Annotated in this window: 18 protein-coding genes; 9 read left to right on the forward strand and 9 right to left on the reverse strand. The window is 73.6% G+C overall.

Going from position 1 to position 19975, the window contains the following annotated elements:
- Positions 1–24: 24 nt before the first annotated feature.
- Entirely contained in the window at positions 25–1224 is a 1200-nt protein-coding gene (locus AB0910_RS28545) for a sensor histidine kinase (protein WP_366747537.1), read from the reverse strand.
- Between the two features lie 95 nt (positions 1225–1319).
- On the opposite strand from AB0910_RS28545, the gene AB0910_RS28550 reads away from it, so the two are divergent.
- Both AB0910_RS28550 and AB0910_RS28555 read left to right on the forward strand, forming a co-directional pair.
- Positions 1320–2336 (forward strand): SAM-dependent methyltransferase, encoded by a 1017-nt coding sequence (locus AB0910_RS28550; protein ID WP_366747538.1) that lies wholly within the window; start codon positions 1320–1322, stop codon positions 2334–2336.
- Between the two features lie 62 nt (positions 2337–2398).
- Positions 2399–3559 (forward strand): NADH-quinone oxidoreductase subunit D, encoded by a 1161-nt coding sequence (locus AB0910_RS28555; RefSeq protein ID WP_366747539.1) that lies wholly within the window; start codon positions 2399–2401, stop codon positions 3557–3559.
- Positions 3560–3607: 48 nt separating this feature from the next.
- On the opposite strand, the gene AB0910_RS28560 is transcribed toward AB0910_RS28555, so the two are convergent.
- Together AB0910_RS28560 and AB0910_RS28565 are read right to left on the reverse strand one after the other, a co-directional pair.
- On the reverse strand, positions 3608–4735 hold the full coding sequence (locus AB0910_RS28560; RefSeq protein ID WP_366747540.1) for a hypothetical protein: 1128 nt from the start codon (positions 4733–4735) through the stop codon (positions 3608–3610).
- Between the two features lie 155 nt (positions 4736–4890).
- Positions 4891–6003, reverse strand: coding sequence for an alpha/beta hydrolase-fold protein (locus tag AB0910_RS28565; RefSeq protein ID WP_366747541.1), 1113 nt, complete (start codon positions 6001–6003; stop codon positions 4891–4893).
- Between the two features lie 295 nt (positions 6004–6298).
- On the opposite strand from AB0910_RS28565, the gene AB0910_RS28570 reads away from it, so the two are divergent.
- The 6 genes from AB0910_RS28570 to AB0910_RS28595 all read left to right on the forward strand — a co-directional run bounded on the left by AB0910_RS28570 (position 6299) and on the right by AB0910_RS28595 (position 11287).
- On the forward strand, positions 6299–8083 hold the full coding sequence (locus tag AB0910_RS28570; protein ID WP_366747542.1) for a phosphatidylglycerol lysyltransferase domain-containing protein: 1785 nt from the start codon (positions 6299–6301) through the stop codon (positions 8081–8083).
- A gap of 82 nt (positions 8084–8165) precedes the next feature.
- A complete protein-coding gene (gene folP, locus AB0910_RS28575; RefSeq protein WP_366747543.1) occupies positions 8166–9068 on the forward strand; it encodes a dihydropteroate synthase in 903 nt (300 codons plus the stop codon).
- Positions 9065–9571 (forward strand): nuclear transport factor 2 family protein, encoded by a 507-nt coding sequence (locus tag AB0910_RS28580; RefSeq protein ID WP_366747544.1) that lies wholly within the window; start codon positions 9065–9067, stop codon positions 9569–9571. Before folP ends, AB0910_RS28580 begins: the two co-directional genes overlap by 4 nt.
- A gap of 182 nt (positions 9572–9753) precedes the next feature.
- Positions 9754–10113 (forward strand): dihydroneopterin aldolase, encoded by a 360-nt coding sequence (gene folB / locus AB0910_RS28585; protein WP_366747545.1) that lies wholly within the window; start codon positions 9754–9756, stop codon positions 10111–10113.
- Positions 10110–10733, forward strand: coding sequence for a 2-amino-4-hydroxy-6-hydroxymethyldihydropteridine diphosphokinase (folK, locus tag AB0910_RS28590; RefSeq protein ID WP_366747546.1), 624 nt, complete (start codon positions 10110–10112; stop codon positions 10731–10733). The genes folB and folK overlap by 4 nt, the downstream gene beginning before the upstream one ends.
- A gap of 53 nt (positions 10734–10786) precedes the next feature.
- Complete coding sequence (locus AB0910_RS28595) at positions 10787–11287, forward strand: DUF3180 domain-containing protein (RefSeq protein WP_366747547.1); 501 nt, start codon at positions 10787–10789, stop codon at positions 11285–11287.
- A gap of 74 nt (positions 11288–11361) precedes the next feature.
- On the opposite strand, the gene folE is transcribed toward AB0910_RS28595, so the two are convergent.
- From folE to dacB, 6 genes are all read right to left on the reverse strand, one after another.
- Positions 11362–11967, reverse strand: a complete 606-nt coding sequence (gene folE, locus AB0910_RS28600) for a GTP cyclohydrolase I FolE (RefSeq protein WP_366747548.1) — start codon at positions 11965–11967, stop codon at positions 11362–11364.
- A gap of 179 nt (positions 11968–12146) precedes the next feature.
- Entirely contained in the window at positions 12147–14183 is a 2037-nt protein-coding gene (ftsH, locus tag AB0910_RS28605) for an ATP-dependent zinc metalloprotease FtsH (RefSeq protein WP_366747549.1), read from the reverse strand.
- 240 nt (positions 14184–14423) lie between these two features.
- Complete coding sequence (gene hpt / locus AB0910_RS28610) at positions 14424–14978, reverse strand: hypoxanthine phosphoribosyltransferase (protein WP_345649630.1); 555 nt, start codon at positions 14976–14978, stop codon at positions 14424–14426.
- A gap of 41 nt (positions 14979–15019) precedes the next feature.
- A complete protein-coding gene (gene tilS / locus AB0910_RS28615) occupies positions 15020–16096 on the reverse strand; it encodes a tRNA lysidine(34) synthetase TilS (protein ID WP_366747550.1) in 1077 nt (358 codons plus the stop codon).
- Between the two features lie 301 nt (positions 16097–16397).
- Positions 16398–17528: a zinc-dependent metalloprotease gene (locus AB0910_RS28620; RefSeq protein ID WP_366747551.1), complete on the reverse strand. Its 1131-nt coding sequence runs from the start codon at positions 17526–17528 to the stop codon at positions 16398–16400.
- 136 nt (positions 17529–17664) lie between these two features.
- On the reverse strand, positions 17665–19197 hold the full coding sequence (gene dacB, locus AB0910_RS28625) for a D-alanyl-D-alanine carboxypeptidase/D-alanyl-D-alanine-endopeptidase (RefSeq protein ID WP_366747552.1): 1533 nt from the start codon (positions 19195–19197) through the stop codon (positions 17665–17667).
- Between the two features lie 155 nt (positions 19198–19352).
- Here dacB and AB0910_RS28630 point away from each other — a divergent pair, with 155 nt between their 5' ends.
- The gene (locus AB0910_RS28630; RefSeq protein ID WP_366747553.1) at positions 19353–19850 is read left to right on the forward strand and encodes an inorganic diphosphatase; all 498 of its coding nucleotides are present in this window, start codon (positions 19353–19355) and stop codon (positions 19848–19850) included.
- Positions 19851–19975 lie beyond the last annotated feature (125 nt).

A 19975-nucleotide genomic window follows, 5' to 3' on the forward strand; every position in this document is an offset into this window, starting at 1 on the left:
CCCTGCCGGTACGTGCCGCACCGGTCAGCCCGCCGGTCTCAGCGGCAGCAGGGCGCTGATGCGGAACCCGCCGCCCGGGCGCGGACCGGCGTCCAGGGTGCCGCCGACCATGCCGACGCGCTCGCGCATGCCGATCAGGCCCTGCCCGTGCCCGTCCGCGCCCCTGTCCTCCTGGAGCTCGGCGGGGGCGCCCTTGCCGTCGTCCTCGACGAGCAGCCCGAGCCCGTCGTCGAAGTAGACGAGCCGCACGCTGGCGCCGACGTCGGGCCCGCCGTGCTTGCGGCTGTTGGTCAGCGCCTCCTGCACGATCCGGTACGCGGTGAGCTCGACGCCGCTCGGCAGCGGGCGCGGTGTTCCCTCGACCGTGAAGTCCACGGCGATGCCGGCCTTCCTGACCTGCTCGACCAGCACCTCGATCTGCTCGACGTCGGGCTGCGGCACGTATTCGCTGTTCTCCTGGCCGTCGCCGGTGCGCAGCACACCCAGCAGGCGGCGCATCTCGGCGAGCGCCTGCCTGCCCGTGCCCGAGATGGTCTCCAGCGCCTGCTTGGCCTGGTCCGGGGCCCCGTCGAGGACGTAGGCCGCGCCGTCCGCCTGGACCACCATCACGGAGACGTTGTGTGCGACGACGTCGTGCAGCTCCCGCGCGATCCTGGCGCGCTCGGCCGCCACGGCGACCTTCGCCTGCGCCTCCCGCTCCTTCTCCAGCCGGGTCGCGCGCTCGACGAGCTGGTCGAAGTAGGCGCGGCGGGTGCGTATCGAGTCGCCGAGCACCCAGGCGAGCACGAACGGCACGGTCAGCACCAGTGTGAAGAAGAACCGGCCCGCCGTGCTGACGTCCGCCATCGGCCAGCGCACCTGCGCGACGGGCGCGGCCAGCACCCCGCCGACGAGCGCGAGCACGGAGGCCCAGCGCCTGCCGCCCTGCGCGGCCACCGTGTAGATCGCGACGAGCAGCGCGAAGTCCGGGACGCTCGGCCGCACGTCGAGGGCCGTCTGGGAGAGGCCGAGCACGGCGGCGAGCACCAGCATCGCGTCGGGAACGACCCTGCGCAGCGCGACCACCACACCGAACAGCACGGAGAGCGCGATCGCGACGAGCCGCCCCGCCACCCCGTGCCCCACTTCGACCGCCCACAGCAGCGAGACCCCGAGGAGCGCGGCAGCCCAGAAGCTGTCGACGCCCGTGGGGTGTCTGCGGAGGAAGTCGTAGAGGCGCTGCACGTGACCCAGCGTAGGGAGGCGGACAAGGCGAGGGGGTCAACCGGAGGGGCGATCCGGTCGGCGGAAGCGTACTCCCCAAGGTGGACACTTGGCCCGTGGCGAACGAGACGGCGGGCGGCGAAGCGCGGGGCTGGCGGGCCGCAGCGGAATCCGCGCTGTACGGCAGGGACGGCTTCTACCTGCGCTCACGGCCCGCCGCGCACTTCCGCACCTCGGTGCACGCCTCGCCGCTGTTCGCGGGCGCGGTGGCGCGGCTGCTCGCCGCGACGGCCGAGGCGCTCGGCGCCGGCGCGGTGGACTTCGTGGACATGGCGGCCGGGCGCGGGGAGCTGGCGGCCGCCGTCGCGGGGGCGTGCGGGGAGACGGGTCCCGCCGTGCGGGCGTACGCCGTGGAGCGCGCGGCCCCGCCGCCGGGACTCGATCCGCGGGTCGCCTGGTGCCCGCGGCCGCCGTCAGGCGCGACGGGGCTGCTGTTCGCCAACGAGTGGCTGGACAACGTGCCCGTGGACGTGGCGGAGGTCGGCGAGGACGGCGTGCCGCGGTACGTGCGGGTGCGCCAGGACGGCGCCGAGGAGCCCGGCGACCCGGTCACGGGCGAGGACGCCGCCTGGCTCGCCAGGTGGTGGCCGCTCGCGGGCGCGGAGCCCGGCACCCGCGCGGAGATCGGCGGGCCGAGGGACGCGGCCTGGCGGGAGGCGGCCGGCTCGCTCGCCCGCGGCCTCGCGGTCGCCGTCGACTACGGGCACACGCGGGCGGCCCGCCCGCCCTTCGGCACCCTGACCGGCTTCAGGGAGGGCCGCGAGGTGCGCCCCGTACCCGACGGGAGCTGCGACCTGACCGCGCACGTCGCGCTCGACTCGCTCGCGCCCCGCGCGGTCCGCGTGCCGCAGCGGACCGCGCTGCGCGCGCTCGGCGTCACCGGCGCCCGGCCGCCGCTCGCCCTCGCGGGCACCGACCCGGCCGGGTACGTACGGGCGCTGGCGCGCGCGGGCGAGGCGGCCGAGCTGACGGCGGACGGCGGCCTCGGCGGCTTCACCTGGGTGCTCCAGCCCGTCGGCCTCGACCTCGCCGCGCTCGACGCGCTGGTGCCCGGCCTGACCGGGCGGGGCTGAGCCCGGCTGCCCGGGGCCCGGGGGCCGCCGGGGCCGCCCGGCGCCTCTGCGAGACTGGGCCCATGACGGAAAGCACCGGCGCCACCACGACGACCGTCGGGATCGGCGGGGCGGCCGAGAGCACCGACATGGTGCTCAACATCGGGCCCCAGCACCCCTCCACGCACGGGGTGCTGCGGCTGCGGCTCGTCCTCGACGGCGAGGTGATCAGGGCGGCTGAGCCGGTCATCGGCTACATGCACCGCGGCGCGGAGAAACTCTTCGAGGCGCGCGACTACCGGCAGATCGTGATGCTCGCCAACCGGCACGACTGGCTGTCCGCCTTCTCCAACGAGCTCGGCGTCGTGGCAGCGGTCGAGCGGATGCTCGGCATGGAGGTGCCCGAGCGCGCGGTGTGGGCGCGCACCCTGCTCGCGGAGCTGAACAGGGTGCTCAACCACCTGATGTTCCTCGGCTCCTATCCGCTGGAGCTCGGCGGCATCACGCCCGTCTTCCACGCCTTCAGGGAGCGCGAGGAGCTCCAGAACGTGATGGAGGAGGTCTCGGGCGGCCGCATGCACTACATGTTCAACCGCGTCGGCGGCCTCAAGGAGGACCTGCCCGCGGGGTGGACGCGCCGGGCGCGGCACGCGGTCGGGGCCGTGCGGTCGCGGATGGACGTCTTCGACCGGCTCGTGCTCGGCAACGAGATCTTCCGCGGCCGCACCCGGGGCGTCGGCGTCCTCACGCAGGACACCGTGCACGCCTACGGCGTCACCGGGCCCATCGCCCGCGCCTCCGGCGTCGACTTCGACCTGCGCCGCGACGAGCCGTACCTCGCGTACGGCGAACTCGCCGACGTGCTCAGGGTGGTGACCCGGCAGGAGGGCGACTGTCTCGCCCGCTTCGAGTGCCTGCTCGAACAGACCCACAACGCGCTCGCCCTCGCCGACGCCTGCCTCGACCGGCTCGACGACCTGCCGCAGGGGCCCGTCAACCAGCGGCTTCCGAAGGTGCTCAAGGCGCCAGAGGGCCACACGTACGCCTGGACGGAGAACCCGCTCGGCGTCAACGGCTACTACCTGGTGTCCAAGGGCGAGAAGACGCCCTACCGGCTGAAGCTGCGCTCGGCGTCCTTCAACAACATCCAGGCGCTCACCGAGCTGCTGCCCGGCACCCAGGTCGCCGACATGGTGGCGATCCTGGGGTCCCTCTTCTTCGTGGTCGGAGACATCGACAAGTAGGACCGCGCAAGGCCGCAAGAGGGCCTGGCAGAGCGGGGGCGGGGGCGGTCAGGATCCCAGCGCGCTGCGCAGGCCGCCCATTTCGAGCTGCTCGGTGTCGTCGTGCTCGGTCAGGTCGATGACCTCGCTGCCGTCCGCCGGGTCCGCGGGCCCGCCGTCGGCGCCGTCGGCGCCCTCCGCGGCATCGGCGCCGCGCGCCGCACGGCCGCCGTCGCGCGAGCCCGCCTCCGCCGACCCCGGGTGGTCGCGGCCGCCGTCCCGGTCGGCCTCGGCGGTCCTGCCGCCGTGCTGGGTGCCGAAGAAGTCGAATCCGCTGCCGCCAGGTCGCTGTTCCGGCCGGTGCCCGGTGCGCCGCGCGTACGGCACGATCGCCGACGGCGTCGCCGCCCTGCGCGCGGGCAGCGCGGGGCGCGGCCCACCGGCCGCGTCCTGCGGCTGGGCGTCCTGCGGCTGCATGTCCTGCGCCGGCTCCCGTGTCGCCGCTGCCGCCGCCGGCTGCTCACCCGGGCCGGCGGGCCCCTCGGACGCGCCACGCGGCGCCTCCTGCCGGGCGCCGTCGTCCGCGGGGCGCGGGGCCGCCTCCACCGCGCGCCGCGCGCGGGGCGCGGGCAGCGCGGCCTGCCGGGCGCCGTTGGCGGCCAGTTCGTCCAGGGCCTTGCTCGCCATCAGATACGCCGAGGGGCTCGGCGCGCCGCCCGCGGCGAGCGCCCTCGGCTCGGCCGACGCCCCGATCGCCAGCCTGCGGCGCCCTTCGAGCGCGCTGGCGCGCTCCGTCTCCGCCGTCGCGTACCGCCGCAGCAGGGCCGCGTGCTCGCCGCGCAGCCTGGCCAGTTCGACCCGCTTGGAGCGCAGCTTGTTCTCCAGGCGGCTGCGGATCTCCCGCGCCTCGTCGACGTCGGACTCCAGCTCGGCGACGCGCTCATCGGTCTTCCACTGGTCGCTCTCGCGCGCCCGCGTCAGACCGGCGACCCTGCGGCCCGCCTCCCGGTCCCAACTCCGCATCATGCAGGCCGCGGTGACGGCGGCCGCGCCGGCGAGTGCGGTGACGCCCCGCAGCACGAGCGGATCGGCGACGGCCCAGACGCCGCCCGCGCACGCGACGGCGAGCACGGCGACGGCGGCAGGCGGCAGGAGTTTGTGGAGGGGCGGGGAGTGGCGGTGGCGTCCATGCGGCATGGCGCGAAATTTACCGCGCCGATGGGCCGAACGGGTGGCACGGACGGCAAGTTTGCCCCGGCGTTTTCGGGACCTTCACCGGGGCCCTGTCGAACCCGTACGGGCGCGCGCGCCGCGCGGGGCCCGTACCCAGGCCCGTACCCGCGCCCGCGCACTCAGCCGATCCGCTGCCCCAGCCACACCAGGGCGGGCGGGATCTCCCGCTTCCAGGTGTGGTAGTTGTGGCCGCCGCTCGGCAGGACGATCGAGGACACCCGCGCAGGCGCCTTCACCGCCCTGATGAACTCCCGGGTCGCGGGGAGGTTCGTCTCGCCGTGCAGGGTGCTCGTCACCAGCATCGAGGTGGCGGGCGGTGTGCGGTGGCGCAGCAGCCACATCAGGTCGGCGTCGTGGCGCAGCGCCTCGTCGCCGTGGAACAGGTCGCCCGTGGTGGGGTCCTCGGCCGCGCGGTAGTACGCGGCGAGCCCGACGGCGGCGCCGAAGTCCTCCGGGTGGTGCATCGCGATCTTCAGCGCGCAGTAGCCGCCGGTGGAGTCCCCGATGATCCCCCAGTGCGTCAGCCCTGGACCCACCCGGTAGGAGTGCGTGACGACGTCGGGGACGTCCTTCGCGAGATACGTCTCGGTGCGCGGCCCGCGCGGCACGTCGACGCACTCGGTGTCGCGCGGCGGCGCCACGGTCGGCCGCAGCATCACCAGCACCATCGGCTCCATGCGGTGCGCCGCTGCCTGGGCCCTGGCGATCGCCGGGTAGTCGAGCCGGGAGACCAGCGCCTGCGCCGCGCCCGGGTAGCCCGTCAGCACGATCGCGGCGGGGAACAGCCGGTGCCGGTACGCCGGCTGGAAGTACTGCGGCGGCAGGTACACGTACGCGGAGCTGACGAGGTGGCTGCGCGGCCCCGCGATCGCGGTCTGCCGCACCAGGCCGACGCGCGCCGCGTCCGAGCCGTGCGGCAGCCCGGCGTCGACGGGCCGCTGCGAGTCGGTGACGGCGCCCGTGGGGTCGGTGTCGTGCACCAGCACGGTGCCCGTCCCGGTCTCGCGCCCGAGCAGGTCGTCCCACGACGCGTAGAACAGGAAGGACCGGTTCACGACGAGGGCGACGGCGGCGAACACCGCGACCTGCGTGGCGAGGAGCAGCCCCGCACGCCCCGCGACCTGGCGCACGCCGGGGCGCGCGAGGCGCGGCCAGCGCCACACCGTGAGCACGAACAGGGCGGCGGCCGCGGCGACCGCGACGGCCAGAACTTTGTGGCTGGTCAGACCCATGGTCTCGGCTCTCCTCCTCGGTGAACTTCCCCGGCGACTGAACCCGCCCGCTCAAAGCCCCGTCATAGGAAGCGCAGGCCGGTCCGTCCGCCGCTTTGCGGCCCAGGACCGAGCAGCACGACCACCGGACGAACCTTGGGAAGCGATGGCTGTGCCGGTAGATGGGGACACATCAGGATCGGTTCCACGGAAGGCGGCCGACGCCGCCGGGCCGGCCGGCCGCGCAGGCACCGCTCTGCGGGCCTCGGGCGGCGGAGCCACGCACCGCTGGGCGCCGTGGCCCGCGCCCCGTACGGTGCCGTCGCTCATCGGCACGGCCTGCACCCTGATCGCGCTGGTCAACATCGCGTCCGGGGTCTTCCCCCGGTTCCGGCACAGCCGGATGCACGCGCTCGCCGAGGTCCTGCCCGGCGCGCTCGGGCCATTCGCCGCGGCGCTCGCGGTCAGCGTCGGTGTGCTGCTCCTCTTCCTGGCGCACGGCCTCAAGCGGCGCAAGCGGCGGGCCTGGCGCGCCGCCGTGGTGCTGCTGCCCGCGGGCGCCGCGGGCGAGCTGGTCTACCGGCACTCCCCGCTCGGCGCGCTGCTCTCGCTGCTGCTGCTCGCGCCGCTGATCGCGCACCGCGCGCAGTTCGCCGCGCTGCCCGACCCGCGCGGCAGATGGACGCCCCTGACCAACTTCCTGCTGATGGGCGCGGCCTCGGTCGGCATCGGGCTGATCGTGGTCAGCGCGCACCCGCACCGCACGGTCGGCAGCCCCGGCTTCACCGCCCGCCTCGCCCACGTGCTGTCCGGCCTGGTCGGCGTCGAGGGCCCGGTCGCCTACCGCGGCCCGGCCGACAGTGTCGTCGCGTACACCCTCGGCTCGCTCGGCCTCGTCACCGCCCTGAGCACGGTCTATCTGGCGCTGCGGCCCGAGCGGCCCGCGGCGCGGCTCGACCAGGAGGACGAGCGGCGGCTGCGGGAGCTGCTCGCCCGGCACGGCGGGCGCGACTCGCTCGGCCACTTCGCGCTCAGGCGGGACAAGGGCGTCGTCTTCTCGCCCAGCGGCAAGGCCGCCGTCTGCTACCGCGTCGTCTCCGCCGTGATGCTCGCGAGCGGCGACCCGATCGGGGACGTGGAGGCGTGGCCCGGCGCGATCGAGCGGTTCATGGAGACCGCGGAGGCGCACTCGTGGATCCCCGCCGTGATGGGGTGCAGCGAGACAGGCGGCGAGGTGTGGACCCGCGAGACCGGCCTCGACGCGCTGGAGCTCGGCGACGAGGCCGTGGTCGAGGTGGCCGGCTTCTCCCTGGGCGGGCGCGCGATGCGCAACGTACGGCAGATGGTCAAGCGCGTGGAGCGCGCCGGGTACGAGACCCGGGTGCGCCGCGTACGGGACGTGCCGGAGGCCGAGCTCGAACGGATCAGGCGCGCGGCCGCCGACTGGCGCGGCGGCGGCACCGAGCGCGGCTTCTCCATGGCGCTCGGCCGGATCGGCGACCCGGCGGACGGCGAGGCGGTGCTCGCCACCGCGCACCGGGCCGAGCCGGGTCGCCCGGACGGTGGAGCCGACGGCCCGCACGGCGACCTCAAGGGCGTCCTGCACTTCGTCCCGTGGGGTGCGGACGGGATCTCCCTCGACCTGATGCGCCGCGACCGGGCCGCGGACCCGGGCCTCAACGAGCTGCTGATCGTGGCGACCCTCGGCGCGGCGGAGGCGCTCGGGGTGCGGCGCGCCTCGCTGAACTTCGCGATGTTCAGGTCCGTGCTCGCCCGGGGCGAGCGGCTCGGCGCGGGCCCGGTGCTGCGCGGCTGGCGCGCCACCCTGGTGTTCCTGTCCCGGTGGTTCCAGATCGAGTCGCTGTACCGCTTCAACGCGAAGTTCCAGCCGCGCTGGGAGCCGCGCTTCCTGATCTTCCGCCGCGGCCGCGACCTGCCGAGGATCGGCTTCGCCGCGATGCAGGCCGAGGGCTTCCTCACCCTGCCGCTGCGCGCCGCGGCAGCCGGGCCGTGCGCCCATCCGGCCCCGCCCGACGACGACACCCCGCGGCCCCCGGCCCCCCGGACGCCCGCCCGCACCGGCGGCGCCCCCCGCCCCTGAGCCGCACCCGCCCGCGGGAGCTGCGCGGTGCCGGGGCGCGCGAGCCCGGCGTGACCCGGACGAGAGGCCCTAGGGTGGGTTCATGAGCACCACGACGACGCGGGGACGTGGCACGGTCCGGGGGCTGCCCGAATGGGACCGGTGCGCGGTCATGGGTGTCGTCAACGTGACGCCCGACTCCTTCTCGGACGGCGGGCGGTTCTTCGACACCACCGCCGCCGTCAAGCACGGGCTCGACCTGGTCGCGCAGGGCGCCGACCTGGTGGATGTCGGCGGCGAGTCGACCCGTCCCGGCGCCAGCAGGGTGGACGAGGACGAGGAGCTGCGGCGGGTGCTGCCCGTCGTGCGGGGCCTGGTCTCCGAGGGCGTCGTCGTCTCCGTCGACACCATGCGGGCGGGCGTCGCCGAGCGCGCCGTGGAGGCGGGGGCCGTCCTCGTCAACGACGTGAGCGGCGGCCTCGCCGACCCGGCGATGGTGCCCGTGGTCGCGGCGGCCGCCGTCCCGTTCGTCGTCATGCACTGGCGGGGCTTCAGCGCCGACATGAACGCACGCGCCGTGTACGGGGACGTGGCAGCGGAGGTCGTCGCCGAGCTGCGCCGGCGGATGGACGCGGTGGTCGAGGGGGGGATCAGCCCCGAGCTCCTCGTCGTCGACCCCGGGCTCGGCTTCGCCAAGCGCGCCGAGCACGACCTCGAACTCATGGCCCGCCAGGACGAGCTGCGGGCGCTCGGCAGGCCGCTGCTGGTCGCCGCGTCCCGCAAGCGGTTCCTCGGCCGGGTGCTCGCCGGCGACGAGGGCGCGCCGCCGCCCGCGCGCGAGCGCGACGCGGCCACCGCCGCGGTCTCCGCGATCGCCGCGGCACGCGGCGCCTGGGCGGTCCGGGTGCACGCCGTACGGGCCACGGCCGACGCCGTGCGGGTCGCCCGCGCCATCGAGGGCGCGGGCCCGCCCCCCGCGCGCACCACGGCGAGAGGCACCAGGTGAGCGAGGGCCGCGGGGCGCCGCCCACCGACCGCGAGCAGGTGGAGCGCGCCAACACCGACTTCTACGAGGCGATGGAGCGCGGCGACCTGGAGGCGCTGTCCGCGCTGTGGCTCGGCGAGGGCGACGACGGGGCCGACGGCGCAGAGGACGTGACGCCGTCCTGCGTCCACCCGGGCTGGCCGCTGCTGACCGGCCGCGGCGAGGTGCTCCGCTCGTACGCGCTGATCATGGCGAACACCGAGTACATCCAGTTCTTCCTGACCGACGTCACGATCGCGGTGGCGGGCCGTACGGCCCTGGTCACGTGCACGGAGAACATCCTCAGCGGCGCCCCCGCGGAGGAGGGCTCGGAGCTCGGCCCGCTGGTGGGCCAGCTGGTCGTCGCGACCAATGTGTTCCGCCGCGCGGACGGCGGCTGGAAGCTGTGGTCGCACCACGCGTCACCCGTCCTGGCGGAGAGCGACGAGGACGACGAGGGGCCCGAGGAGGAACCATCCTCCTGAGTGGGCGGCCGCCCCAAAGGGATTGGCCGCACTGAGCACGGGGTAGGGGCGCCGCTACCCCCGGCTACCGCGGGCCCCGCGAGCGGGAGCTGTCCGTGCCCGACGGTAGATTCGAACGTGGGTGCCCGGCCCGCCCGCACGCGGCCGGTCCCCGCCGACCGACGACAGCAGGAGTGATTCGCGTGGATCGTGTCGCGCTGCGCGGCCTCAGGGCCCGCGGGCACCACGGTGTCTTCCCCCGTGAGCGGGAGGAGGGCCAGACCTTCATCGTGGACGTGGTGCTCGGTCTCGACACCCGCCCTGCCGCGGCGGAGGACGATCTGGCGAAGACCGTGCACTACGGCATCGTCGCCGAGGAGGTCGTCGCCGTCGTCACGGGCGACCCGGTCGACCTCGTCGAGACGCTGGCCGAGCGCATCGCGCAGCAGTGCCTGAAGCACGACGGCGTGCACGAGGTGGAGGTGACGGTCCACAAGCCGGACGCGCCCATCACCGTGCCCTTCGACGACGTGACCATCACCATCACCCGGAGCCGAGTATGAGCACGCACGACACGCAGGGCACGGGTCCTGCGGCCAGCGACCCGACCGTGCAGCCGGTGCCCGCCGCGGTCATCGCGCAGGTCGACGCGGCCGACATGACCCTCTCCAACCCGAAGCGCGCGGTGATCGCGCTCGGCTCCAACCTGGGCAACCGCCTGGAGACCCTGCAAGGCGCGGTGGACGCCCTCGAGGACACCCCCGGCGTCCGGGTCAAGGCGGTCTCCCCCGTCTACGAGACAGAGCCGTGGGGCGTGGAGCCCGGCACCCAGCCCTCGTACTTCAACGCGGTGGTGGTGGTGAAGACCACCCTGCCGCCGGCGTCGCTGCTGGAGCGCGGCCAGGCCATCGAGGAGGCCTTCGACCGGGTGCGCGAGGAGCGCTGGGGGCCGCGCACGATCGACGTCGACATCCTCTCGTACGGGGACGTCGTCTCGGACGACCCGGTGCTGACGCTGCCGCACCCGCGGGCCCACCAGCGGGCCTTCGTCCTCGCGCCGTGGCGCGACGTGGACCCGGAGGCCGTCGTGCCGGGGCAGGGCGCCGTGACGGAGCTGCTGACGGGCGTCGGGCAGGACGGCGTCATGGCCCGTGTCGACCTGGAACTCCGTCTGCCGGAATAGTCGTTAGGCTCGGCAGGGACCTGGCGGCACATTTCTGAAGGGCGGCTCTCCGGGTGAGGCAGTTGCGGATCGGCGTCCTCGCCGGGCTCCTGGTGGCGGTCGGCGTACTCGCGTGGGGCGGGGCGCGCCTGTGGGACTCGTTCGGCACGCTGCCGAGCGTCCCCGCGGGCGCGCCCATCGTGCTGGCGGCGATCGCGGTGATCCTGCTGGCGACCGCCCTGTCGATCAGGGCGCGGCTGCGCGCCCAGCGTGAGCGGCGCCCCGAGGCGAAGGGCGTCGACCCGCTGGTCGCCGCCCGCGCGGTCGTCTTCGGCCAGGCGGCGGCGCTGGTCGCCGCGCTGGTCGCGGGGATGTACGGGGGCACGGGCGTCTTCCTGCTGACCCAGCTGTCCATCCCCGCCCGGCGCGACCAGGCGATCTACGCCGGCTTCTCGCTGCTTGCGGGCATCGGGGTCATCGCCGCCGCCGTCTTCCTCGAACGGGTCTGCAAGCTGCCTGACGACCCCGAAGGCACCGGCGGCGACGGCGACCGCTCCACCGGCAGCCGCGCCTGACCCGGCGCGCCGGGGGCGCGCCCCCGGGGGCCCGTACGCACGGCGGCGCGGTTCCGTACGGTGGCGCTGCGGGCTCAGTGCGACAGGATCAGGCTCATGGCCTCGGCCCGCGTCGTGGCGTCCCGCAGCTGGCCGCGCACGGCCGACGTGATGGTCTTCGAGCCGGGCTTGCGGATGCCGCGCACCGACATGCACATGTGCTCGGCCTCGATCACCACGATCGCGCCGCGCGCCTCCAGGATGCGCACCAGGGAGTCCGCGACCTGCGTGGTGAGGCGCTCCTGGACCTGCGGCCGGCGGGCGTAGACGTCCACGAGACGGGCCAGCTTCGACAGGCCCGTGATCTTGCCGCTGACCGCGGGGATGTAGCCGACGTGCGCGACGCCGTGGAACGGCAGCAGGTGGTGCTCGCACAGCGAGACGATCTCGATGTCCTTGACCAGCACCATCTCGTCGTGGCCGAGGTCGAACGTCGTCGTCAGGACATCCTCGGGCTCCTGCCACAGGCCCGCGAGGATCTCCTTGTACGCGCGCGCGACCCGTCCCGGCGTGGCCCGCAGCCCCTCGCGGTCCGGGTCCTCGCCTATCGCGACGAGCAGCTCCCGCACCGCGTTCTCGGCGCGCTTCTCGTCGAACTCGCCGACCGGGCCCTCGCCGTCCAGCGTCACCGGGTCCGTCATGTGTTGCCTCGATCCTCTTGCACGTGGTTCACGTGGTTCACATGCGCGCTTCTGGGTTTTCCGCACATGAAGAATGCCGCGCCCCTCAGGCTAGGCCGCATGACCTGAAACCTGGGGGGCGCGGCAGACATTCCGGACCGGACGTGTCCGGTCCCACATCCCTCACCCGCCTGCGGGCGTCACCCGTTGTCGGGGCGCTCCTCGGGGACCTGCTCCGCCGGGGCGTCGGTGCCCTTTGTCAGCGAGGCGGCCCCGTTGCCGTTGGCGCCCGAGGCGCCGTTGGTGAGCGCGAGCTCCTTCGGCGAGAGCACCGGCGGCCTCGTCGACGGCGTGCGCCGCGCCGAGCCCGTCCACGCGGGCCGCATGGGCCGCTTGACGACGGTGGAGAAGATCTGCGCGATCTCCTCCTTGCCGAGGGTCTCCTTCTCCAGCAGCGCGAGCACGAGGTTGTCGAGGACGTCCCGGTTCTCCACCAGGATCTCCCACGCCTCGTTGTGCGCCGTCTCGATGAGCTTCTTGACCTCTTCGTCGACGAGCGCCGCGACCTCTTCCGAGTAGTCGCGCTGGTGACCCATCTCACGGCCGAGGAAGGGCTCGCTGTTGTCGCCGCCGAACTTGATGGCGCCGAGCCGCTCCGTCATGCCGTACTGCGTGACCATCGCCTTGGCCGTGGAGGTGGCCTTCTCGATGTCGTTGGCCGCGCCGGTGGTCGGGTCGTGGAAGACCAGCTCCTCCGCGGCGCGCCCGCCCAGCATGTACGCGAGCTGGTCGAGCATCTCGTTGCGCGTGGTGGAGTACTTGTCCTCGTCGGGCAGGACCATCGTGTAGCCGAGAGCCCGGCCTCTGGAGAGGATCGTGATCTTGTGGACCGGGTCGGAGTTCGGGGAGGCCGCCGCGACCAGGGCGTGTCCGCCCTCGTGGTACGCGGTGATCTTCTTCTCCTTCTCGGACATGATCCGGGTCCGCTTCTGCGGGCCCGCCACGACGCGGTCGATCGCCTCGTCCAGGAAGTGGTTGTCGATCAGCTTCTTGTCCGAGCGCGCCGTCAGCAGCGCCGCCTCGTTCAGCACGTTCGCCAGGTCGGCGCCGGTGAAGCCGGGCGTGCGGCGGGCGACGGCGCCGAGGTCGACGTCGGGCGTGACCGGCTTGCCCTTCTGGTGGACCTTGAGGATCTCCAGACGGCCCTGCATGTCGGGCCGGTCGACGGCGATCTGCCGGTCGAAGCGGCCGGGGCGCAGCAGCGCGGGGTCGAGGATGTCGGGCCTGTTGGTGGCGGCGATCAGGATGACGCCGCCCTTCACGTCGAAGCCGTCCATCTCCACGAGCAGCTGGTTCAGCGTCTGCTCGCGCTCGTCGTGCCCGCCGCCGAGGCCCGCGCCGCGGTGGCGGCCCACGGCGTCGATCTCGTCGACGAAGACGATCGCCGGGGCGTTCGCCTTGGCCTGCTCGAACAGGTCGCGCACCCGGGAGGCACCGACACCGACGAACATCTCCACGAAGTCGGAGCCCGAGATCGAGTAGAACGGCACGCCCGCCTCGCCCGCGACGGCGCGCGCGAGGAGCGTCTTGCCCGTGCCCGGCGGGCCGTACAGCAGCACGCCCTTGGGGATCTTGGCGCCCACGGCCTGGAACTTCGACGGCTCCTGGAGGAACTCCTTGATCTCCTGGAGCTCCTCGACGGCCTCGTCGGAACCGGCGACGTCGGAGAACGTCGTCTTCGGGGTGTCCTTGGTGATGAGCTTCGCCTTGGACTTCCCGAACTGCATGACGCGCGAGCCGCCGCCCTGCATCTGGTTCATCAGGAAGAGGAACACCACGACCAGCAGCACGAACGGCAGCAGCGAGAGCACCACCGAGAGGAACGGGCTCTGCTTCGACGGCGAGACCGTGTACCCCTTGTCGATCTGGCCGGCGTTGAACTTCTGCTGGAGCTCCTTGGCCAGCGTGGAGCCCTGGCTCCCGATGTAGCTGGCCTGGATCTTGTCGCTGCCCGCGACCTTCTGGCCGTTCTTGAGATCGACCTTGATGACTTGATCGTCGCCAGTGGTCAGCTTGACCTGATCGGCCTGGTTCTTGTCGATCGCCTGGACGACCTGGCCGGTGTCCACCGTCTTGTAGCCGCCTCCCGTGGAGACGACATTCATCAACACGACCACGGCGAGGACGGCCAGCACGATCCACATGACCGGCCCACGGAAGTATCGCTTCACGTCCATCCATACGAGGCGGTGACGCCCCGTCCCTCCTGCCCGTAGGTAAATGCTGCTGTGAGAAAAGACTGTTCTTCGGACGGTACCCCAGCGTCGGCGCCAGCGGCCGCACGGTGCTGGTGGCGAACCCGTCCTCCCCTGCTCCAACGCGGGGACGGCTGGAGTGGTTCCCGGCTCAACAATGATGTGTCCGCATCACTGCCCCCGGGGAGCCGACGCGACCGGGACGGAATGCTCCGCCCCTGGTCAGCCGCCGTAGACATGCGGCGCGAGCGTCCCCACGAAGGGCATGTTGCGGTACTTCTCAGCGTAGTCGAGCCCGTATCCGACGACGAAGGCGTTCGGAATGTCGAACCCGATCCACTTCACGTCGATGGCGACCTTTGCGGCATCCGGCTTACGCAGCAGGGTGCAGACCTCAAGCGAGGCGGGCTCGCGCGAGCCGAGGTTCGACAGCAGCCAGGACAGGGTCAGGCCCGAGTCGATGATGTCCTCGACGATCAGGACGTGCTTGCCCTTGATGTCGGTGTCCAGGTCCTTGAGGATGCGCACCACACCCGAGGACTGGGTGCCCGCGCCGTAGGAGGAGACGGCCATCCAGTCCATCGTGACCGGGGTGGACAGCGCGCGGGCCAGGTCCGCCATCACCATCACGGCGCCCTTGAGCACTCCGACCAGGAGAAGGTCCTTGCCCGCGTACTCCGCGTCGATCTTCGCGGCCAGCTCGGCGAGCTTCGCGTCGATCTCTTCCTTGGTGATGAGCACCGACTGGAGGTCGGTGCCCAGGTCCGTCTGATCCACCACAATCACTTTCGTCGTCCGGCGTCCGCTGGCCGGCCTGATCAGCCCTGCCGGATGACCAGTCTGCCACCCTGCCTCAGCGCCTCGACGCGCCCGGGGAGGTTGATGCCCGACTGCCCGCGCCAGCCCGTGATCAGGCGGTCCACCTCCTCGATGTGCCGCGCGAACAGCGAACCCGCGGGCGCGCCCGCGGTGATGGCCGCCTTGCGCAGCACCCTGCGGCGCACGGCGGGCGGCAGCGCGAACAGCTTCTCGACCTCCAACTGCCCCGCGTCGTCGCGGACGGTGGACTCCGCGTCGGCCGCCCACGCGTCCAGCGCGTCGGCGTCGTCCCTGGAGAGCTGCGCCGTACGGGCGAGGGCTTCGACGACCCCCTTGCCGAGGGCCTTCTCCAGGGCCGGCAGGCCCTCCTGGCGCAGCCGCGAACGGGTGTAGGCGGGGTCCGCGTTGTGCGGGTCGTCCCAGACGGGGATGGACTGGGCGAGGCAGGCCGTACGGACGGTCTGGCGGTCGAGCTGGAGGAAGGGGCGGCGGTAGCGGCGCCCGGCGCCTGAGACGGCGGCCATGCCCGAAAGGGAGCGGATGCCGGAGCCGCGCGCGAGGCCGAGCAGGACGGTCTCGGCCTGGTCGTCGCGGGTGTGGGCGAGGAGGACGGCGGCGGCGCCATGGCGCTCGGCCGCGGAGTCGAGGGCGCCGTAGCGCGCGTCGCGGGCGGCGGCCTCGGGGCCGCCGTCGCGGCCGACGGAGACGGCGACGGACTCGACGGGGTCGAGGCCGAGGGCGGTGAGGCGGGCGACGACCTCGGCCGCGCGGATGTCGGAACCGGCCTGGAGGCCGTGGTCGACGGTGACGCCGCCGGCCCTGACGCCGAGCTTGGGCGCTTCGAAGGCGAGGGCGGAGGCGAGGCCCATGGAGTCGGCGCCGCCCGAGCAGGCGACCAGCACGAGGGGGGCGCGACGGTCGCCGGGGCCGGTCCTGCGGGAGGCGGCGGGCACGGCACCCCCGGAGTGCGCGGCGTGCGCGGCGCGTGCGGAGTGCGCGGGATGTTCGGTGAGGATGTCGTGGAGAACGCGGCGGACCGCCAGGCGTATCGCCGCGACCGCAGGATGGGGACCCATGTCCGGTGCCCTTCATGAAATGTGTCTACGGGGGGGTGACTCGGTCGTGATGAAATGTGTCTACGGGGGGGGTGACTCGGTCGTGTCCCCGGCGGGGCCGGGGCGGGTTCGTCACTGAGAGTGCGTCGATGGTGACAGAACCGAGGCAATACCCGAGCATCGCACGCCCAGCCAGTGCTTACGCTCCCTCGGACGGGTGATACCCGAGGCGTGCATCTGCCACGCGTGCGCCCGCACGCGCCCCCGCCGCTGCCGGGCCGACGGCCGCGAGGGCCCGGCCTCCCCCCGGGCGGGGCGCGCCCTACTGCGCCCTGTGCACCCGCGCGACCCACTCGGCGGGTGCGGCGATCTCGGCCTTGGTGGGCAGCGTGTTCGGCGAGGTCCAGACGCGGTTGAAGCCGTCCATGCCGACCTCGTCCACCACGGCGCGCACGAACCGCTCGCCGTCGCGGTACTGCCGCAGCTTCGCGTCGAGGCCGAGGAGCCTGCGCAGCGCCTGGTCGAGGCGGCTCGCGCCGCGCGCCCTGCGCTGCTGGAACTTCTCCCTGATCTCGGCGACGCTCGGCACGACCTGCGGACCCACGCCGTCCATCACATAGTCGGCGTGGCCTTCGAGCAGCGACATCACGGCCGTGAGGCGGCCGAGCACCTCGCGCTGGCGCGGCGTCTGCACCAGCTCCACGATGCTGGGCGCCTCCTCCTCGGCTCCTTCGGTCTCCTCCTGGCGGTTGCCCACCACGGACTGGGCCGCCTTGGTGAGCCGCTCCAGCATCGTCGCGGGGTCGACGTCGGTCTCGCCGAGGAAGGACTGGATCTCGCCCTTCAGATGGTCCTTCAGCCACGGTACGCCGGTGAACTGGGTGCGGTGGGTCTCCTCGTGGAGCGTCACCCAGAGCCTGAAGTCGTGCGGCTCGACGTCGAGTTCGCGCTCGACGTGCACGATGTTGGGCGCGACGAGCAGCAGCCGGCCGCCGCCGTCCTCGCCCGCGGGCAGCTCGCGCCCGGCCGTCGCGAACGTCTCGTACTGGCCGAGGACGCGGGAGGCCATGAAGGACAGCAGCATGCCCAGCTCGACGCCCGTGACCTTGCCGCCCACCGCGCCGAACACGGCGCCGCCCGGCGTGCCCGACCTGCGCTCGCGCACCTTCTCGAAGAGGGGCTTCAGCAGCTCGCGGAAGCCCTCCACATTGGCCTTCACCCAGCCGGGCCTGTCCACCACGAGCACGGGCGTGTCCGCGGGCTCGTGCCCGTCCTGGACCATCCGCGTGTAGCCGCGCACGTGCTCCTCGGCCGCCTTCGCGTGCCGGCGCAGCTCGGCGACGATCTCCCGCGCCTCGTCCCTGGTGACCTCGGGACCCGGGCGCATGAGCCGGTTCGCGGTCGCCACCGCGAGATTCCAGTCGACCATCTCGGCACCACCGATGCTCGTCATGTCGTCAACCGTACGGGGTGACGGCCGCGTGCGGCGGGGTTCGGGTGCCCGGATTCGTCCCTGGCATCCGCCCCGGGGAGCGCGGGCCGCGCCGTCGGGGCCCTCCCGTAGGGGGCCGGTACCGCCGCGCCCGCCCTCACGGGAGGAGCGCGGCCGACGCCTGGTCGAGGGCCTGCTCCGCCTCGGTGGGCGAGGCGGTCGCGTCGGCCATGAAGGCAAAGGCGAGCAGCCTGCCGTTGGCGTCGACCACCGTGCCCGCCAGCGTGTTGACGCCCGTCAGGGTGCCCGTCTTGGCACGGATCAGGCCCTCGGCCGGGGCCTGCCCCGGGCCGGTGTAGCGGTCGACGAGCGTGCCGGTGAACCCCGCGACGGGCAGCCCGGTCAGGACGGGGCGCAGCTCCGGGTGGTCCGGGTCGCCGTCGCGTGTCAGCAGCGAGGTCAGCAGGCCCGCCGTGACCTTGTCCTTGCGGTTGAGGCCGCTGCCGTCGGTGAGCACGGTCCCGGCGAGCGGCATGCCGAGCTTCGTCAGGCGCTGCTTCACGGCCTTCGCGCCGCCGGCGAAGCTCGCGGGCAGGTGCTCGGCGAGCGCGGTCTGGCGCGCCATGGCCTCCGCGATGTCGTTGTCGCTCTCGGTCAGGGCGCGCTCGATCAGGTCGGAGACGGGCGCCGACCAGCTGACGGCGAGGCGCCGCGCGCCCTTCGGCGCCTTCGCGGGGGCCGCCGCCTTGGTGGCGGTGATCCCGCGGGCGCGCAGCTGCCGTACGAACTCCTCGGCCGCCGCGCCCGCCGGGTCGCCGCTGCGGGGCGCGGGCCCGCTCGTGGTCTTGTCGAGGCGGCCCTCGTTGAGCGTGAGGGCCACCACGGGCGCGATGTTGTCGTTGGGTCCGATCGGGTGCTGCCGCGGCCCCGAGTAGAGGGAGACGTCGTAGCCGAGCGCGACCTTCCTCACGCCCTTCGCCTTGAGGGCGCGCGCGGTGGAGTCGGCGAGCCTGCCGAGCGCCTGCGCGTCGAGGCTGGGGTCGCCGCCGCCCACCAGGGTGATGTGCCGGTCGCCGCGGCCCGCCACGACGGTGGTGGGGATGCGGTGGCCGGGGCCGAGGGCGGAGAGCGCGGCCGTCATCGTCGCGAGCTTCACCGTGGACGCCGGGGTCATGGGCCGGGCCGCGTTCTTCCCGTACAGCTGCCTGCCGCTCTCGACGTCCACGACGGAGGCCGCTGTGACCTTGCCGAGCGCGGGCCGGCCGAGCAGCGGGCCGAGGGTCTTCGCGAGGTTCATGGGGGCCTCGCCCGCCTCCGCGCGGGTGCCGGTGTGGCTGCCGCGGCCCGAGGTGCCGGCGTCGTGCGCCGAGTCGGCGGTGGTGCCGCTGTTGTTGCTCGCGTCGCTGTCGCCGCTGCCACCGCTGTCATCGCTGCCACCGCTGTCATCGGGATCGCCGCCGAGTGCGGTCAGGACGGGGCCCGCGCTCGGCGCCGGCTTGGGGGCGCGTGCGGGGGCCGGTGCGCCGGGGTGCGCGCCGGACCCCGTACGGTCCTGCCCCGCCGCCCAGGTCTTCTCGGCCGTGCGCTGTCCGCCGTCCCAGGGGCCCGCGATCGCGATCGCGCCGGCGGCGACGGCCAGCCCGAGGACGGCGGAACCCGCCGTGACCTGCCAGGCTTTCTGATCCAGCACGGCTGACCAGCCCCTTTCGCGATCACATGACCTCGTGGGGGACACTTAATCACTGCGCCGCGCGGTGCGCTCGCTGCCCCTGTCCGGGCGGAGGACGCCGACGGACCGCAGCGTCACGCCCACCGCCACACGTGTTGATCTTGGAGGAACCACCCGTGGAGTTCGACGTCACCATCGAGATCCCCAAGGGGTCGCGGAACAAGTACGAGGTGGACCACGAGACCGGCCGGATCCGCCTCGACCGTCGTCTCTTCACCTCGACCACCTACCCGGCCGACTACGGCTTCGTCGACAACACCCTCGGCGAGGACGGCGACCCGCTGGACGCGCTGGTCCTGCTGGACGAGCCGACGTTCCCCGGCGTCCTGGTGGACTGCCGCGCCGTCGGCATGTTCAAGATGACGGACGAGGCAGGCGGCGACGACAAGCTGCTGTGCGTGCAGGCGTCCGACCCGCGCATGGCGCACGTGAAGGACATCAAGGACGTCCCGGACCACGTCCTGGCGCAGATCAAGCACTTCTTCGAGGTGTACAAGGCGCTGGAGCCCGGCAAGTCGGTCCAGGGCTCCGACTGGGTGGGCCGCGCCGAGGCCGAGGCCGAGATCGAGGCCTCCCGCAAGCGCCTGGAGGCGCAGGGCGGTTCGCACCACTGATCGCGCGCCGGAGCGCACGCGGCACACGTCCCGCGGCGCTCCGGCAACGGAGTGAGCACCACCCCAGCGGGCGGCGCGCCTGTCAGCTCGCCCCTGCGGTAGGGGACGTCCTGAAACAGCAGCCG

The sequence above is a fragment of the Streptomyces sp. NPDC047002 genome (assembly GCF_040704505.1).
In the GTDB taxonomy this organism is placed as follows: Bacteria; Actinomycetota; Actinomycetes; order Streptomycetales; family Streptomycetaceae; genus Streptomyces.

Coding starts and splice junctions, on each gene's coding strand:
- AB0910_RS28555 (WP_366747539.1), top strand. CDS start 2,399: ATGACGGAAAGCACCGGCGCCACCACGACGACCGTCGGGATCGGCGGG.
- AB0910_RS28560 (WP_366747540.1), bottom strand. CDS start 4,735: ATGCCGCATGGACGCCACCGCCACTCCCCGCCCCTCCACAAACTCCTG.
- AB0910_RS28565 (WP_366747541.1), bottom strand. CDS start 6,003: ATGGGTCTGACCAGCCACAAAGTTCTGGCCGTCGCGGTCGCCGCGGCC.
- folP (WP_366747543.1), top strand. CDS start 8,166: ATGAGCACCACGACGACGCGGGGACGTGGCACGGTCCGGGGGCTGCCC.
- folK (WP_366747546.1), top strand. CDS start 10,110: ATGAGCACGCACGACACGCAGGGCACGGGTCCTGCGGCCAGCGACCCG.
- folE (WP_366747548.1), bottom strand. CDS start 11,967: ATGACGGACCCGGTGACGCTGGACGGCGAGGGCCCGGTCGGCGAGTTC.
- ftsH (WP_366747549.1), bottom strand. CDS start 14,183: ATGGACGTGAAGCGATACTTCCGTGGGCCGGTCATGTGGATCGTGCTG.
- tilS (WP_366747550.1), bottom strand. CDS start 16,096: ATGGGTCCCCATCCTGCGGTCGCGGCGATACGCCTGGCGGTCCGCCGC.
- AB0910_RS28620 (WP_366747551.1), bottom strand. CDS start 17,528: ATGACGAGCATCGGTGGTGCCGAGATGGTCGACTGGAATCTCGCGGTG.